Origin of the sequence: Solicola gregarius (genome assembly GCF_025790165.1) — a bacterium.
Taxonomy (GTDB): Bacteria; Actinomycetota; Actinomycetes; order Propionibacteriales; family Nocardioidaceae; genus Solicola; species Solicola gregarius.
Map to the genome: position 1 here is coordinate 4,110,844 of NZ_CP094970.1, position 16,064 is coordinate 4,126,907.

Genomic DNA, 16,064 nt, shown 5'->3' on the forward strand with positions numbered 1-16,064 from the left:
CGCGCCATGTCAGGCCACTCCAAGTGGGCGACTACGAAGCACAAGAAGGCCGTGATCGACGCACGGCGCGGCAAGATGTTCGCGAAGCTGATCAAGAACATCGAGGTCGCGGCGCGCACGGGCGGATCCGATCCCGGCGGCAACCCCACCCTGTACGACGCGATCCAGAAGGCGAAGAAGTCGTCGGTCCCCAACGACAACATCGATCGCGCGGTCAAGCGCGGTGGCGGTCTCGACGGCGCGGGCGTCGACTACATGACGATCATGTACGAGGGCTACGGGCCGGCCGGCGTCGCGTTCCTGATCGAGTGCCTCACCGACAACAAGAACCGCGCCGCGATGGAGGTGCGCACCGCGATGACCCGTGGCGGCGGCTCGATGGCCGACCCGGGTTCGGTGTCGTACATGTTCAACCGCAAGGGCGTCGTCATCGTCAACCGTGAGCAGGAGTCGGGCGAGACCAACGAGGACGACATCCTGATGGCCGTCCTCGACGCGGGCGCCGAGGAGGTCAACGACCTGGGCGAGAGCTTCGAGATCATCAGCGAGCCGACCGATCTCGTCCCCGTACGTACGGCGTTGCAGGAGGCCGGCCTCGACTACGAGTCGGCCGAGCAGTCGTTCGTACCGACGGTGACGGTCGAGGTCGATGCCGAGGCCGCCGGCAAGGTGGTGCGGCTGATCGACGCGCTCGAGGACTCCGATGACGTACAGAACGTCTTTGCCAACTTCGACGCCTCCGACGAGGTCATGGCCCAGGTCGGCTGACGGGAGCGACCCATCGAGGCCGTCCGAGATGAGCATGGACGAGGACGCGTGACGGCGACCGCTTGACTCTCCCCCTGGGGGAGGCACCAGAGTCATCGTCATGAGCAACGGACTGCTACCGATCGGCGCCTTCTCCCGGGCGAGCATGCTCTCGATCAAGGCGCTGCGGGCGTACCACGAGTCGGGGCTTCTGGTGCCCGGCCGGGTCGATCCGCACACCGGCTATCGCGCGTACCACTCGGCACAGCTGATCGACGCCGCCGTGATCTACCGGCTGCGCTCGCTCGACCTGCCGCTCGACGAGGTACGCGAGGTGCTGCATGCGCGCGATCCTGACGTGACGGCGAAGGTGCTCGCCGCGCATGAGGACGTGATGCGCGAGCGGCTCACCCGTGTCGAGCGGATCGTGGCCGACCTGCAGGACGGAATCGAGCGGCCGCAGGCGCACACTCCGGTCTTCGTACGCGACGAGCCGCACCAGCACACTCTCGCGGTACGCGGCCGCGTCGCCTGCGACGGGTACGCAGAGTTCCTCGGAGGCGCGTACGCGATGCTCGCCGAGGCCGTTGCCCACGGTGCCGTGACGCCGATCGCCGAGACCGGCGCGCTGTATCCGGCAGAGATCCCGTCCGATGAGCCGGACGACGTCGAGGCGTTCCTGCCCATCGCCGAGCCGGTCGCTCTCGGCCGGGAAGGCGTTGTCAACGCAGAGGTGCCGGCTGCAACGGTGGCCGTGCTCGTGCACGCGGGCGCGTACGACGACATCGACGACTCGTACCGCAAGCTCGGTGCGTGGGTCGCCGACAACGCCGAGCCGTCGGGGCTTCCCGTACGCGAGCGCTACCTCGTCAGCTACGGCGACACCGACGACCCGAGCAGATTCCGGACCGAGATCTGTTGGCCCGTCATCACCACAGAGGAGATCGTGACATGACCGTTCAGCTGGCCGCAGTGACCTTCGACTGCGACGATGCGATGACCGTCGGCAGGTTCTGGGCGGCGGCGCTCGACCGTCCGCTCGACGGCCACTCGACCCGCGACTTCGCCACCATCGGCATGGCCGAAGATCACGCGGTGGGCGGTAGCAACGCGTGGATGTTCGCGCGCGTGCCGGAGTCGAAGGTCGCGAAGAATCGGGTACACATCGACTTCGCCGCCGACGACAGCGAGGCCGAGGTCAACTGGTTGATCGGTCTCGGCGCCAAACGCGTCGATGACAAGCGCGAGTGGAACTTCGCGTGGACGATCATGCAGGACCCGGAGGGCAACGAGTTCTGCGTCGCCCAGACGCCCTGAGCCACGCGGCAACCTTCCGGCAGGCCCGTCGGGTCATCTCCTCCAAGGCCCACGGAAGGCACGACATGTCTCACGCACTCACCGTCCTGCTCGCCGTCGCGACGACGGCGACCAGCGTCGTGCTCACGCCATCCGCTGAAGCGGTAGAGGCCACCGATGACCGGCAGGCCACGACGGTACGCATCCACCCGGGCACGCTTGCGAAAGGTGCGCCGACCTCACAGGCACGCCTGGTCGGCACGACGATCCGCGACGGCAGGTTCCGCAAGCGCGTACGCGTGCTGAAGCCGTACCCGCATGTCTGGATCCACGGGAAGGCACGGAAGGGGTACATCGTCGGTGGGGATCGAAAAGGGTACCGAGCAAGACTCTGGTACGTGCCGCGGAAGGGCTACGCGAAGCGGCTGCAATTCGGCGAACGTGATGCCTACTGGATCTCACCATCGGGTCGGCACGCGTCGGTCGTCAGGTCCGGCCGCAGACGCGACCGGCTCAGCATTCGTACCATCCCGGGCGACAAGACGATCTCCCGCTGGACCGCGCGTCGGATCGACGTGCTCGACATGCGCGGGGCCCGCGCCCTGGTGGACGTGAGCGCGCGCGGGCGCGAATGGGTTTCGTGGCTGCGACCGAAGCCTGACTCGATGTCGACGGTCGTCCGGCGAGCCGGCTGGTGGGCGAGTGCACGCCACAATCGCCTGCTCACCGATGAGCCCGCCGCGAAGGGCGGATTTGCCATGGTTCGCCTCGACAAGCCGACCGAGGTGATCTGGCGGCGAGGCATGCGTGGACTCGCGCCGCGTTCGATCTCGCCGGACGGTCGTTACCTGCAGAGCGACATCTGGAGGTGGCGCGATGGCGTGCCGACGAAGCTGGTCGGCATCGAACTCCGCAGGATGAGCGACGGGAGAGTCGTCAGGCGTTTCCGTGCGAAGCGGCTCGGCTGGAGCTCGGCGTGGACGGGCCCGCACACGTTCGTCGTCGCGGCTGCCGGGCGGTCGAGGACGTCGATGGTCCGTTGCCGGGCGGGAGGTCGATGCGTACGGTTCGGGCGGCTCGTCCGCACTCGTCATGGCGTGTCGCCGGACGTAACGCTCGGCGTAGATCTCGCGACGGGTCGAACGGTCGCCAGTCGTACGTTCGGGCCGCGCGATCGGGCTCGAGGGGTTCCGCTGACGGCTACTTCGTAGTAACACTGGGTGGACGGAGCTGATCGTTACCAACCCGATCCGATAGTAGCCAGCCGTCCTGGTCACGGCCGCGATCGTTGTCGGGCTACTTTCGGCTCGATTGGTAACGGCGGCGATTGGAGCCCAGCGTGACGACCCAACAAGCCCAGGTGAGTCCCGAACAGGCCCGCGAGGTGGCCGAGCAGGCGCGCGAGACCGAGTGGACCCGGCCGAGCTTCGCCAAGGAGCTGTATCTCGGCCGCTTCGACGCGTCCCTCATCCACCCGTACCCGGAGGTGCCGGCCGACGACGCCGAGCGGGGTGAGGCGTTCCTGGTCGAGTTGGAGGACGTCTGCCGTTCGATGGACGGCCTGCGCATCGAGCGGGACTCGGTCGTCCCCGACGAGTACGTGAAGCAGTTCGCGGCCATCGGCGTGTTCGGCATGAAGATCCCCACCGCGTACGGCGGGCTCGGACTCTCGATGTACTACTACGGGCGCGCGCTGATGTTGCTCGGCTCCGTACACCCCAGCATCGGCGCGCTCGTCTCCGCGCACCAGTCGATCGGCGTACCCGAGCCGGTCAAGATGTTCGGCACCGACGAGCAGAAGCGGGAGTTCCTGCCGCGGTGTGCCGCGGGTGCCATCTCGGCGTTCCTCCTGACCGAGCCGGATGTCGGCTCCGACCCGGCCCGGCTGGCCGCGACCGCAACGCCGACCGACGACGGGTACGTGCTCGACGGCGTCAAGCTGTGGACCACCAACGGTGTCGTCGCCGACCTGTTGGTCGTGATGGCGCGGGTGCCCGAGCACGACGGCGAGCGTGGCGGCATCTCGGCGTTCGTTGTCGAGGCCGACTCTCCCGGCATCACGGTCGAGAACCGCAACGTGTTCATGGGCCTGAAGGGCATCGAGAACGGCGTGACCCGGTTCCACGACGTACGCGTACCCGCCGAGAACCGTCTCGGACGCGAGGGCCAGGGCCTCAAGATCGCGCTCACCACGTTGAACGCCGGGCGGCTCTCGATCCCGGCCCTGTGCGCGGCGGCGGGGAAGTGGTCGCTGAAGATCGGGCGCGAGTGGTCGAACGCGCGGGTGCAGTGGGGGCGACCGGTCGGCGAGCACGGCGCCGTTTCCCAGAAGCTGTCGTTCATCGCGGCGACGACGTACGCGATGGAGTCGGTGCTCGACCTGTCGACCCGGCTCGCGGACGCGGGTACGAAGGACATCCGGATCGAAGCGGCGCTCGCGAAGCTGTGGTCGAGCGAGATGGCGTGGCAGGTGGCCGACGAGCTCGTCCAGGTTCGCGGTGGACGCGGGTACGAGACGGCCGACTCGATGGCGGCGCGCGGCGAGCGTGCCGTGCCGGCCGAGCAGATCCTGCGCGATCTGCGGATCAACCGGATCTTCGAGGGCTCCTCGGAGATCATGCGGCTGCTGATCGCCCGCGAGGCGGTCGACGCCCATCTCGCGGCCGCCGGTGACCTGGCATCGGCCGACGCCGACCTACAGGCCAAGGCGAAGGCAGCCGCCAAGGCGAGCGGGTTCTACGCGAAATGGCTGCCGCAGCTGGTCGCGGGCAAGGGCGCGGTGCCGACGTCGTACGGCGAGTTCGGTCGGCTGGCGAAGCACCTTCGCTACGTCGAGCGGTCGTCGCGCAAGCTCGCCCGCAACACGTTCTACGGGATGAGCAGGTGGCAGGCCAAGCTCGAGTACAAGCAGGCCTTCCTCGGACGCATCGTCGACATCGGCGCCGAGCTGTTCGCGATGGCCGCGTCCTGCGCGCGGGCGGAGAACCTGCGGACCGAGCAGCCGGCGCACGCCGACATGGCGTACCAACTGGCCGAGGTCTTCTGTCAGCAGGCGCGGGTAAGGGTCGACGCACTGTTCGACCAGCTGTGGGACAACGCCGACGAGCTTGATGTCAAGCTGGCGAAGTCGGTGCTCTCGGGAGAGGTCACCTGGCTCGAGGACGGCGTCATCGACGGCTCGGAGGGCACCGGGCCGTGGATCTCCGAATGGAGCCCCGGCCCGTCGGCGGCCGAGAACCTCGCCCGCCGCTACCGCTGAGTCGGCCGTTTCGGGGCCGTCGCTGGTTGCAGCGATACCAAGTTCACTTGGTATAGCCCACGACCCCAGGCGTCGACGCCCAGGGAAGTGCAGCGATACCAGGTGAACTTGGTATCGCCGCAACCCACGCCTCCCGGCGCGTCGCCGTGAGCCGGCGTACGCGTCCCGTTAGCCTGTCGAACATGCGTTCGCTGAGCTTTGGCGCGCCCGCGCGTACGGGCGGGGGTGCCTGATGCGCGTGCTCGGCATCGACCCCGGTTTGACCCGCTGCGGCATCGGCGTCGTCGACGGTACGATCGGTCGCCCGCTGTCGATGGTGGAGTTCGGCGTCGCGCGTACGCCCGCCGACGCGCACGTGTCCGCGCGGTTGCTCGCGATCGAGGCCGAGCTCGAGGCGTGGCTCGACCGGCACAGCCCCGACGCGGTCGCGGTCGAGCGGGTGTTCAGCCAGCACAACGTACGTACCGTGATGGGCACGGCGCAGGCCAGCGGCGTCGTCATGGCCGCGGCGGCCCGTCGAGGCCTGCCGGTCGCGTTGCACACGCCGAGCGAGGTGAAGGCCGCCGTGACGGGGAGCGGTCGCGCCGACAAGGCGCAGGTTGCCGCCATGGTCACCCGCCTGCTGCGACTGGGGGCACCGCCGAAGCCGGCCGACGCGGCCGATGCGCTGGCCCTCGCCATCTGCCACGTCTGGCGCGGCCAGGCCGCCTCGCGGCTCGAGGCCGCCGTACTCGCACAGTCCACGAGGAGGACACCGTGATCGCCTTCGTCTCCGGCAGGGTCGCCGCAACCAACCTGACGTCGGTCGTCATCGAGGTGGGTGGGGTAGGCATGCTCGTGCACGCCACGCCGACCACGATCGCGGGCGTGCGCCGCGGTGAGCAGGCGACACTGACGACGTCGATGGTCGTACGCGAGGACTCCCTGACCTTGTACGGCTTCGCCGACGACGAGGAGCGCGACATGTTCGAGCTCGTCCAGACCGCCAACGGCATCGGCCCCAAGGTCGCGCAGGCGATGATCGCGGTGCTCAGCCCCGACGACATCCGTACCGCGGTTGCGAGCGACGACCACAAGACGCTGACCTCGGTGCCGGGCATCGGTGCCAAGGGTGCACAGCGCATCGTGCTCGAGCTCAAGGACCGCGTCGGCCCGGCGGCGTCGGTGGCCGCGACCATGCCCGCATCCGGACACAGCCCCTGGCGCGACCAGGTCCACGAGGCGCTGATCGGCCTCGGCTGGTCGGCCCGCGAGGCCGATAAGGCGGTTGTCGCCGTCGCGCCGATCGCCGATGAGCAGGGCGACACCGTCGACGTACCTGCCCTGCTGCGCGGCGCGTTGCGTACGCTGTCGAAGGCATGACATCGGCGAGCGCTGAGGAGAACATGACGTACGACGCGCACTCCGAAGACCCGCCGCTCGACACGGCACGCGCGCTGGTCCAGCCCGACGCCGAGGGCGACGAGCGTGCGTTCGAGGCGGCGCTGCGGCCGAAGACGCTGGACGAGCTCGTCGGCCAAGATCGCGTACGCGAGCAGCTCACCCTCGTGCTCCATGCGGCCAGGCGTCGCGAGCGTACGCCCGACCACGTACTGCTCTCCGGTCCGCCCGGCCTGGGCAAGACCACGCTCGCGATGATCATCTCGGGCGAGATGTCGGCCCCGCTGCGGGTGACGAGCGGTCCCGCCATCCAGCACGCGGGCGATCTCGCGGCCATTCTGTCGGGCATCAACGAAGGCGATGTGCTCTTCGTCGACGAGATCCATCGCATGTCGAGGCCGGCCGAAGAGCTGCTGTACATGGCGATGGAGGACTTCCGCGTCGATGTCGTCATCGGCAAGGGCCCCGGTGCCACCGCCATCCCGTTGGAGATCCCGCAGTTCACGCTCGTCGGCGCGACCACGCGGGCGGGTCTGCTGCCGGGGCCGCTGCGCGACCGGTTCGGCTTCACGGCCCAGCTCGAGTACTACGAGGCCGCCGAGCTGCATCGCATCGTCCGTCGCTCCGCGCGGCTGCTCGAAGTCGACGTCACCGAGGACGGCGGGCTCGAGATCGCGTCGCGCTCGCGGGGCACGCCCCGGATCGCCAACCGGCTGCTGCGCCGCGTCCGTGACTACGCAGAGGTACGCGCCGACGGCACGGTCGACGAGGACATCGCGCACCGCGCACTCGACCTGTTCGAGGTCGACCGGCTCGGACTCGACCGGCTCGACCGCGCCGTGCTCCACGCGCTGTGCCGCAGCTTCGGCGGGGGACCGGTGGGCGTCTCCACGCTCGCGGTCGCCGTCGCCGAGGAGCGCGAGACGGTCGAGGAGCTTGCCGAGCCGTTCCTGGTACGCATGGGGTTCCTCGCACGGACGCCGCGGGGGCGGGTCGCGACCCCTGCCGCTTGGTCGCATCTGGGTCTCGCCGCGCCGGCGCCGGGTGCGCCGGACACCCTCCCGCTCGACTGAGCGGCGAGCCGCGGAGCGAGGGACGAGCGGAGCGGGGAGCGCGACCGTCGGTACCGAGCGGCGAGTGGGACAGCGGTGCTGACGGGTGCGGGAGGCGCGGCGTACCGTCAGGTAGTGCGGCGTAGGATGCGCGATGGTTCGGCAATCGACCGGCGACAAAACCCGTGAACTCCTGGAGTGACCACCCGTGACGCAAGAAGACCTGTACGCATTGCTCCCGTTCGTACTGCTGGCATTGGTGTTCTGGTTCCTCGTGTTCCGCCCTGCACGGAAGCGACAGCGGGAGACCCTGCAAACGCAGTCGAGTCTCGAGGTCGGCGCACGGGTGATGCTCACCAGCGGCATCTTCGGCGACGTCCTCTCTGTCGGTGATTCCGAGCTGGAGATCGAGATCGCCCCAGGCACGGTGATCACCGTGCACCGGCAGGCCATCGGACGGGTGGTCACGCCCGACGACGCGACCGACGATGCGGCCCTCGAGACCCGCGACGCCGACGACTCCGATGCTGACGACGTCGACGATGCCGACGACACTGCCCCGACCGAGCAGAGCGAGCCTGAACTCCCGACCCACGAAGAGAAGTAGTGAGCACTGCGCGACGAGGACGTACGTCTTCGAGGAAGCCTCGCCCCGGGCGCGTACTCGCGATCTTCCTCGCCGTGATCGTCGTGCTCTACGGCGTCGTCGCGATGGTCGGTGACTGGAAGCCTCGCCTCGGCCTCGATCTCCAGGGCGGTACGCGGATCGCCCTCGAGGCGAAGACGTCCAGCGGCGACGTCACGCAGGAGAAGCTCGACGAGGCGCGCGACATCATCGACCAGCGCGTCAACGGCAGCGGTATCTCCGAGGCCGACGTCACGACGCAGGGCGGCGACCAGGTCGTCATCGAGATTCCCGGCGAGAAGCAGGCCGGCATCGTCGATGAGGTCGGCCGCACGGCGCAGCTGCGGTTCAGGCTGGTCTGGGCGACGAGCGACAACGCCCAGCAGCAGCCCGAGAACGGGTCCGGCAACGGGTCCGGCAACGACCAGCAGCTGCCGTTCGAGAAGCCGAGTGACGAGCAGACGAGCTCGGGCAGCGATTCGACCTCCGACAACGGCAAGAACCGCACTGCGCCGACCGACGGCGCGCAGAGTGCCGGTGCCAAGTCCGACGGCGGCGACGACCCCGGTAACGGCGAGTCCGACGACCCGAGCGGCGACCAGTCGAGTGGCGATCAGTCGAGCGGTGACCAGTCCGACGATGGTGGTGATGACAACGACGACGCCGACGACTCCTCGACCGACGTCGACTGGACCGAGCTGTCGCTCGACCAGATGATCTCGGCCGAGACCGAGGGGTTGGACGCGCTCCCACCCGACTATCGACCGGCGATATCCGATCTCAACGATCAGCTTTCGTCCTTCCAGTGCAACGACAAGTCCCTCGGCAAGGTCGACGACGTGGCCGATGAGCCCCTCGTCACCTGCGATCCAGAATCCGGCGAGACCTTCCTGCTCAGTCCGTCGGTCATCCCGGGCACCGACGTCAGCGACGTCAGCGCCGGAGTGCCCCAGAACCAGGTCGACTGGGTCGTCAGCCTCGAGCTCGGCGGCGACGGTCAGAGCACCTTCGATCAGGTCACCGACGCCCTCACCGATCAGTACAACAGCGGCAACTCCGCCGGCAGTCGCTTCGCCATCGTCCTCGACGGTGCCGTTCTGAGCGCGCCGCAGAGCGAAGCCCACATCACCAACGGTCAGTCCCAGATCTCGGGCGACTTCACCCAGGACAGCGCGCAGTCGCTTGCGAACTCCCTCAAGTACGGCGCCTTGCCGCTCACGTTCGGCGTCAACAGCGTCTCCGTGGAGGGTCCGTCGCTCGCCGGCAGCCAGCTCGACGCCGGCCTCACCGCGGGCGCGGTCGGCCTGTTGCTCGTCATCTTGTACAGCCTGTTCTACTACCGCGGACTCGGCCTGGTCGTCATCGCGTCCCTGCTGGTCGCCGCCGCCACGACGTACGCCCTCGTGCTGCTGCTCGCCGCCAGCGCCGGCTTCACTCTGACCCTGCCGGGCATCGCCGGCCTGATCGTCGCGATCGGCATCACGGCCGACTCGTTCGTCGTGTTCTTCGAACGATTACGCGACGAGGTACGCGAGGGGCGGTCTCTACGCGTGGCCGTCGAACGCGGCTGGCGTCGGGCGCGGATGACCATCGTCGCCGCCGACTCGGTGTCGTTCATGGCCGCGCTCGTGTTGTACATCTTCGCGATCGGCGTCGTACGCGGGTTCGCGTTCGCGCTCGGTCTCACCACGCTGATCGACGTGTTCATCGTCTTCTTCTTCACCAAGCCGTTGGTCGCGCTGCTCGCACGTACTCAGTTCTTCGGCCAGGGCCACCGGTTCTCGGGACTCGACCGCAAGCACCTGGGCATCCACGACCGGCCCGTGTCGCAGATGGCGAAACGACCGGCATCCGCGTCGGCGGGAGGTGAGCACTGATGGGTCGCATCTCCACCTTCGGTCAGCACCTGTACGAGGGGCGCATCTCGTTCGACTTCGTCGGTCGGCGCCGCTTGTGGTACGCGATCTCGGTCGTGATCCTGCTCGCGGCGGGGCTCGGATTGTTGACCCGTGGTCTTGACATGGGTATCGAGTTCCGGGGTGGCGTCGAGTTCACGGCCAAGATCGCGCCGACCGACGCGAACGTCGATGCGATGCGCGACGCCGTCGCCGACTCGGGTGTATCCGACGCCGGCGACCCGACGGTCACCACGTCCGGACAGAACGCGATCCGCATCGACACCAAGCCGCTGAGCCAGGACGAGGCGACGAAGGTCGAGGCGTCGCTGCGTGACGCGGGCGCGAGCGACATCAGCCAGAACCTCATCGGCGCGACCTGGGGGCAGCAGGTCGCGCAGAAGGCGGCCATCGGGCTGTTCGTCTTCCTCGGCCTCGTGGTGATCTTCATCTGGGCGTACTTCCGAGAATGGAAGATGTCGGTGTCGGCGATCGTCGCGCTGATCCACGACCTGGTGATCACCGTCGGCGTCTACGCGTGGTCGGGATTCGAGGTCACGCCGGCAACGGTGACCGGGTTGCTCACGATCCTCGGATACTCGCTCTACGACACGGTCGTGGTGTTCGACAAGGTCCGCGAGAACACTCGCGGCTTCGAGCGGACGCACACCCGTACGTACGCCGAGTCGGCCAACCTCGCCGTCAACCAGACCCTCGTACGTTCCATCAACACGTCGATCATGGCGTTGCTGCCGGTCGGTGCACTGCTCGTCGTGGGCGTCGCTGCTCTCGGCAGCGGCCCGCTCAAGGACCTCTCGCTCGCGTTGTTCGTCGGCATGGCCGCCGGTACGTACTCGTCGATCTTCATCGCGACCCCGCTGGCCGTACAGCTCAAGGAGTCCGAGCCGGCCGTACGCGAGCAGGCCAAGAAGGTCGAGCGCAGGCGCGCGCGGGACGCCGTGAGCGCGGCGGCGAGTGACGAGGACGCTAAGGTCGGGTCGACGACGGCGCCGACCCGCGCCGTCACGACGTCAGGCGCGGCGAAGCGCGCGCAACCGAGCCGCGCGCCGCGGTCGAAACGTGGGAGGCGACCCAAGTGAGTGACCGGTCAGTCGAGACCCTGTTGCACGAGCTCGTGCGCGACATTCCCGACTGGCCGGAGCCCGGCGTCACGTTCCGGGACATCACCCCGTTGCTTGCCGACGCGGAGGCCCTGCAGGCGGTCGTCGATGCGCTCACCGAGCTGGGTCGCTCGCTCGCGGGAGGCCCGATCGACCGAGTACTCGGAATAGAGGCCCGCGGGTTCATCCTCGCGGCGCCGGTCGCTCTCGCGCTGGGCGCCGGCTTCGTCCCCGTACGTAAGGCGGGCAAGCTGCCCGGACCGACGTACGCCGTCTCGTACGCGCTGGAGTACGGCGAGGCGACCCTCGAGATGCACAGGGACGCGCTCGCGCCCGGCGACCGGGCCCTGGTGATCGACGACGTGCTGGCGACGGGTGGCACGGTCGCGGCCACCGCGCGGCTCGTCGGCGAGTGTGGCGCGACCCACGTCGGCACCGCGGTGCTGCTGGAGCTCGAGGCATTGCACGGTCGCGATAGGCTCGCGGGCATGCCTGTCGGTGCCCTTCGTCGCCTGTGACGTCGCCGGGTCCCGTACGTCCGACCTCGGAGGCCCGCGGCGAACGCGGAGCAGCCATGAACACGGAGCAACCATGAATGATGGCCAACGCCGGATGGTCGCGGCCGTGATCGTGATCGCGATGCTGCTCGCCGGCATCGCCACCCTGCTGAGTGTCGTGGTGCGCTGACGTACGAACGACCCCCGCTGTCCCCGCTTCGGAGACTTCAGGTGGGCCTTCTCGCCGATCGAACACATTCGGACTCTCCGAAACGGGGACGCCGCCGGGTTGCGCTGGCGTACGGGCATACGATGAGTACGTAGGCCGTACCGCCGCGTAACGCGGCAGCGACGGGCGAGTGGAGGTGTGCATGGCCGACGACGCGAGTTCCGGCACGGAGACGAAGTCGGGCGCGACGGTCCCGACGGTCCGATCGGGGTCGGTGTCCGCGTCGATGCGCGTGCGCAGCCGCCTCGCCAGGCTCGGCAGCCGGTCGACCTCGACGATCCCGGTGCTCGAACCGCTGCTGCACATCGTGCGTACGACCCACCCGAAGGCAGACGTCGGGATCATCGAGCGCGCGTACCTCACCGCCGAGCGCCTGCACGTCGACCAGCGGCGCAAGAGCGGCGACCCGTACATCACGCACCCGCTGGCCGTGACGACGATTCTCGCCGAGCTGGGCATGACGCCGGCGACGCTGTGCGCGGCGCTGTTGCACGACACGGTCGAGGACACCCCGTACGCCATCGACCAGCTGCGCGACGACTTCGGCGACGAGGTCGCCCAGCTCGTCGACGGGGTGACGAAGCTCGACAAGGTCAAGTACGGCGACTCCGCGCAGGCCGAGACGATCCGCAAGATGATCGTCGCGATGAGCCGCGACATCCGGGTGCTCGTCATCAAGCTCGCCGATCGCCTGCACAACATGCGTACGCTGCGCCACCTGCGACAGGACAAGCAGGAGCGCATCGCCCGCGAGACGATCGAGATCTACGCGCCGCTCGCGCACCGCCTCGGCATGAACACCATCAAGTGGGAGCTCGAGGACCTCTCGTTCTCGACCCTGCATCCGAAGGTGTACGACGAGATCGTGCGCCTGGTCGCCGACCGCGCCCCGGCTCGGGAGGAGTTTCTCGCGACGGTGATCAAGCAGGTGCAAGACGACCTGCGCCGGCACAAGATCAAGGCGACCGTGACGGGGCGCCCCAAGCACTACTACTCGATCTACCAGAAGATGATCGTGCGCGGCCGCGAGTTCGCCGACATCTACGACCTGGTCGGCATCCGGATCCTGGTCGACTCCGTACGCGACTGCTACGCCGTGCTGGGCGCGCTGCACGCCCGCTGGAACCCCGTGCCCGGGCGGTTCAAGGACTACGTCGCGATGCCGAAGTTCAACATGTACCAGTCGCTGCACACGACGGTCATCGGCCCGGAGGGTAAGCCGGTCGAGCTGCAGATCCGGTCGTTCTCGATGCACCGGCGCGCGGAGTACGGCGTCGCCGCGCACTGGAAGTACAAGGAGAACTCCGAGGCGGGCCGCGACACCGAGAAGGGCAAGGACAAGAGCGGCAACACCGACCAGGAGGCCGTCACCACGCAAGGCGATATGGCTTGGCTGCGCCAGCTCGTCGACTGGCAGCAGGAGACCGCTGACCCCGGCGACTTCCTCGACTCGCTGCGGTTCGAGATCAATACGGCCGAGGTGTTCGTCTTCACACCGCGCGGCGACGTGATCCAGCTGCCGTCGGCCTCGACGCCGGTCGACTTCGCGTACGCCGTGCACACCGAGGTCGGGCACGCCTGCATCGGTGCCCGGGTCAACGGGCGCCTCGTACCTCTGGAGTCGAAGCTGGAGAACGGTGACGTCGTCGAGGTGTTCACCTCGAAGGCGTCGACCGCGGGCCCGAGCCGGGACTGGCTGGAGTTCGTACAGAGCCCGCGGGCGCGGAACAAGATCAAGCACTGGTTCACCAAGGAGCGCCGCGAAGAGGCGATCGAGCGCGGCAAGGACTCGATCACCCGCGCGATGCGCAAGCAGGGGCTGCCGCTGCAGCGGTTGCTGAACCACGACTCGCTGACGTCAGTTGCCAAGGACCTCCACGTGGCCGACGTGTCGGCGTTGTACGCGGCGGTCGGCGAGGGGCACATCGGCGCACAGAACGTCGTGCACCGAGTCGTCGACCTGCACGGTGGCGCCGAAGGTGTGGCCGAGGACGTCGCCGAGGCCGTTGCGATGCCGGGCGACGCGGATCGACGCCGCAGCGCGAAGCGTGGCGACGCGGGCGTGATCGTACGCGGTGCGACCGACGTACTCGTCAAGCTCGCGCGGTGCTGCACGCCGGTGCCCGGCGACGAGATCGTCGGTTTCGTGACCCGCGGTGATGGCGTGTCCGTGCATCGCGAGGACTGTCCGAACGTACGCAACCTCGAGCGGGAGCCCGCGCGGATGATGGAGGTCGAGTGGGCGCCGACCGCGCAGAGCGTGTTCCTGGTGGCGATCCAGATCGAGGCGCTCGATCGGCCGCGGCTGCTCAGCGACGTGACCCGCGTGTTGTCGGACCACCATGTGAACATCTTGTCGGCGACGCTGTCGACGGGGCGTGACCGGGTGGCGAAGAGCCAGTTCACGTTCGAGATGGGCGATCCGAAGCACCTCGGTCACGTACTCAAGACGGTGCGCGGCGTCGAGGGCGTCTTCGACGTCTACCGCGTCACCCAATAACGGTGAGGAGAGGATTCCGGCCCCTTGACGAGAGATTACGTAGCGATGCCACCGTTACGTAATCTCTCGTCAAGGGGCCGGAATCCTCTCCTCACCGTTCAGGAGAAGTCGGCGAGCGCCTTGCGTGCTTCGGTCAGCCACGACTCCCGCGCGGCGATCGACTCCTCGAGATCGCGTACGCGCTTGTCCTTGCCGGCGTTCTTCGCCTTCTCCAGGTCGGCTTGCATACCGGCGATCGACCGCTCGAGCTGGTCAACCGTGTCGGAGGCCCGAGCGCGCGCTTCGGGATTTGTGTTCTTCCACTCCGCGTCACCGGCGTCGCGGATCGCGGTCTCCACCTTGCGGATCCGCCCCTCGAGCTCACGCATCTGGGCGCGCGGCACCTTGCCGGCGGCGTCCCAGCGGTCGGCGATGTCGCGCCAGCTCGCACGGGCGGCGTCGACATCGCTGATCGGCAACAGCGCCTCGGCGTCCGCGAGGATCTGCCGCTTCACCTCCGCATTCGCCTCGTACTCCGCGTCGAGCTCGCGGTTGGCCGCGTCGCGCGCGCCGAAGAAGACGTCCTGCGCGGCCCGGAACCGCTTCCACAGCCGCTCTTCCGCACCTCGCGGTGCGGATCCGGCGGCCTTCCACTGCTGCATCAGCTCGCGGTACCGACTCGACGTCGGGCCCCACTCGGTCGACTCCTGCAAGGACTCCGCCTCGACACAGAGCTTCTCCTTGGTGCCCTGCGCCTGGTGCCGCTGCTCGTGCTGCTCGGCGAAGTGCGCCTTGCGTCGTCGGGTGTACGCCGTGCGCGCCGACGAGAAGCGGTGCCACAGCGCATCGTCGGTGGAACGGTCGAGCCGCGGCAACGCCTTCCACTGGTCGAGGAGCTCGCGCAATGTGTCGGCGCCCTTGCGCCAGTCGTTGCCGGTCGCGATCGTCTCGGCGCGCTCGGCGATCGCCTCCTTGGCCGTACGCGCCTCGGCCAGCCGCTGTGCCTTGGCCTCCTTGCGCTGCTCGCGTTGCTCCTCGATGCTCGGCGCGAGGGCATCGAGCCTGCGCAGCAGGCCGTCGAGGTCACCGACCGCCTGCGCTTCGGTGATGCTGGTACGTACGGTGGCGACCGCCTTGCCCGCCTCATCGGGTGCGAGTGAACCGCCCGCGATCCGCTTCTCGAGCAGCTCCACCTCGAGCGCGAGCCCGTCGTACCGGCGCGTGTAGAACGCCAGAGCCTCGGTGGGGTTGCCATCGGGCCACTGGCCAACGGCGCGCTCGCCGTCGGCGGTCTTGACGTAGACGGTGCCGTCGGGGCCGACCCGGCCCCACTGACTTGACTCTGTGCTCACGAATCCACCTTGTCGTCTGTGCTGCCGGAAGTCTAGGCCGTGTCTGCTTATGCCGCGTCGACCAGGGAGCGGGTCTCCGCGCCCGATCTGGCAAGGCGCGGGAGCGAGCGTCGTAGTCGGTCCTACTTCGAG

14 protein-coding genes are annotated in these 16,064 nt (G+C 68.5%); 13 read left to right on the forward strand and 1 reads right to left on the reverse strand.

Going from position 1 to position 16,064, the window contains the following annotated elements; genetic code table 11:
- Nucleotides 1–6: 6 nt before the first annotated feature.
- The 13 genes from L0C25_RS20090 to L0C25_RS20150 all read left to right on the forward strand — a co-directional run bounded on the left by L0C25_RS20090 (nt 7) and on the right by L0C25_RS20150 (nt 14,601).
- Nucleotides 7–768 carry a YebC/PmpR family DNA-binding transcriptional regulator gene (locus L0C25_RS20090; protein WP_271633556.1) on the forward strand — a complete coding sequence of 254 codons (762 nt, stop codon included), beginning with the start codon at nt 7–9 and terminating at the stop codon, nt 766–768.
- 100 nt (nt 769–868) lie between these two features.
- A complete protein-coding gene (locus tag L0C25_RS20095; protein ID WP_271633557.1) occupies nt 869–1,702 on the forward strand; it encodes a MerR family transcriptional regulator in 834 nt (277 codons plus the stop codon).
- The gene (locus L0C25_RS20100) at nt 1,699–2,064 is read left to right on the forward strand and encodes a VOC family protein (RefSeq protein ID WP_271633558.1); all 366 of its coding nucleotides are present in this window, start codon (nt 1,699–1,701) and stop codon (nt 2,062–2,064) included. Before L0C25_RS20095 ends, L0C25_RS20100 begins: the two co-directional genes overlap by 4 nt.
- 65 nt (nt 2,065–2,129) lie before the next feature.
- Nucleotides 2,130–3,254, forward strand: coding sequence for a hypothetical protein (locus tag L0C25_RS20105; RefSeq protein WP_271633559.1), 1,125 nt, complete (start codon nt 2,130–2,132; stop codon nt 3,252–3,254).
- Between the two features lie 128 nt (nt 3,255–3,382).
- Nucleotides 3,383–5,302 (forward strand): acyl-CoA dehydrogenase family protein, encoded by a 1,920-nt coding sequence (locus L0C25_RS20110; RefSeq protein WP_271633560.1) that lies wholly within the window; start codon nt 3,383–3,385, stop codon nt 5,300–5,302.
- 232 nt (nt 5,303–5,534) lie between these two features.
- On the forward strand, nt 5,535–6,062 hold the full coding sequence (gene ruvC, locus L0C25_RS20115) for a crossover junction endodeoxyribonuclease RuvC (protein ID WP_271633561.1): 528 nt from the start codon (nt 5,535–5,537) through the stop codon (nt 6,060–6,062).
- The gene (gene ruvA, locus L0C25_RS20120) at nt 6,059–6,664 is read left to right on the forward strand and encodes a Holliday junction branch migration protein RuvA (RefSeq protein ID WP_271633562.1); all 606 of its coding nucleotides are present in this window, start codon (nt 6,059–6,061) and stop codon (nt 6,662–6,664) included. The genes ruvC and ruvA overlap by 4 nt, the downstream gene beginning before the upstream one ends.
- A 23-nt stretch (nt 6,665–6,687) precedes the next feature.
- Complete coding sequence (gene ruvB / locus L0C25_RS20125; RefSeq protein ID WP_271636864.1) at nt 6,688–7,755, forward strand: Holliday junction branch migration DNA helicase RuvB; 1,068 nt, start codon at nt 6,688–6,690, stop codon at nt 7,753–7,755.
- 187 nt (nt 7,756–7,942) lie between these two features.
- On the forward strand, nt 7,943–8,341 hold the full coding sequence (gene yajC, locus L0C25_RS20130) for a preprotein translocase subunit YajC (RefSeq protein WP_271633563.1): 399 nt from the start codon (nt 7,943–7,945) through the stop codon (nt 8,339–8,341).
- The gene (gene secD / locus L0C25_RS20135; RefSeq protein WP_271633564.1) at nt 8,341–10,236 is read left to right on the forward strand and encodes a protein translocase subunit SecD; all 1,896 of its coding nucleotides are present in this window, start codon (nt 8,341–8,343) and stop codon (nt 10,234–10,236) included. Before yajC ends, secD begins: the two co-directional genes overlap by 1 nt.
- Nucleotides 10,236–11,354 carry a protein translocase subunit SecF gene (gene secF, locus L0C25_RS20140; protein ID WP_271633565.1) on the forward strand — a complete coding sequence of 373 codons (1,119 nt, stop codon included), beginning with the start codon at nt 10,236–10,238 and terminating at the stop codon, nt 11,352–11,354. Before secD ends, secF begins: the two co-directional genes overlap by 1 nt.
- Entirely contained in the window at nt 11,351–11,893 is a 543-nt protein-coding gene (locus L0C25_RS20145; RefSeq protein ID WP_271633566.1) for an adenine phosphoribosyltransferase, read from the forward strand. Before secF ends, L0C25_RS20145 begins: the two co-directional genes overlap by 4 nt.
- Nucleotides 11,894–12,243: 350 nt before the next feature.
- Nucleotides 12,244–14,601: a RelA/SpoT family protein gene (locus L0C25_RS20150; RefSeq protein WP_408641652.1), complete on the forward strand. Its 2,358-nt coding sequence runs from the start codon at nt 12,244–12,246 to the stop codon at nt 14,599–14,601.
- Between the two features lie 98 nt (nt 14,602–14,699).
- Here L0C25_RS20150 and L0C25_RS20155 read toward each other — a convergent pair whose 3' ends face one another.
- Nucleotides 14,700–15,932 (reverse strand): DUF349 domain-containing protein, encoded by a 1,233-nt coding sequence (locus tag L0C25_RS20155; protein WP_271633567.1) that lies wholly within the window; start codon nt 15,930–15,932, stop codon nt 14,700–14,702.
- Between the last annotated feature and the right edge of the window lie 132 nt (nt 15,933–16,064).

Coding starts and splice junctions, on each gene's coding strand:
- secF (WP_271633565.1), top strand. CDS start 10,236: ATGGGTCGCATCTCCACCTTCGGTCAGCACCTGTACGAGGGGCGCATC.
- ruvB (WP_271636864.1), top strand. CDS start 6,688: ATGACGTACGACGCGCACTCCGAAGACCCGCCGCTCGACACGGCACGC.
- L0C25_RS20095 (WP_271633557.1), top strand. CDS start 869: ATGAGCAACGGACTGCTACCGATCGGCGCCTTCTCCCGGGCGAGCATG.
- ruvC (WP_271633561.1), top strand. CDS start 5,535: ATGCGCGTGCTCGGCATCGACCCCGGTTTGACCCGCTGCGGCATCGGC.
- L0C25_RS20150 (WP_408641652.1), top strand. CDS start 12,244: ATGGCCGACGACGCGAGTTCCGGCACGGAGACGAAGTCGGGCGCGACG.
- L0C25_RS20105 (WP_271633559.1), top strand. CDS start 2,130: ATGTCTCACGCACTCACCGTCCTGCTCGCCGTCGCGACGACGGCGACC.
- L0C25_RS20090 (WP_271633556.1), top strand. CDS start 7: ATGTCAGGCCACTCCAAGTGGGCGACTACGAAGCACAAGAAGGCCGTG.
- L0C25_RS20100 (WP_271633558.1), top strand. CDS start 1,699: ATGACCGTTCAGCTGGCCGCAGTGACCTTCGACTGCGACGATGCGATG.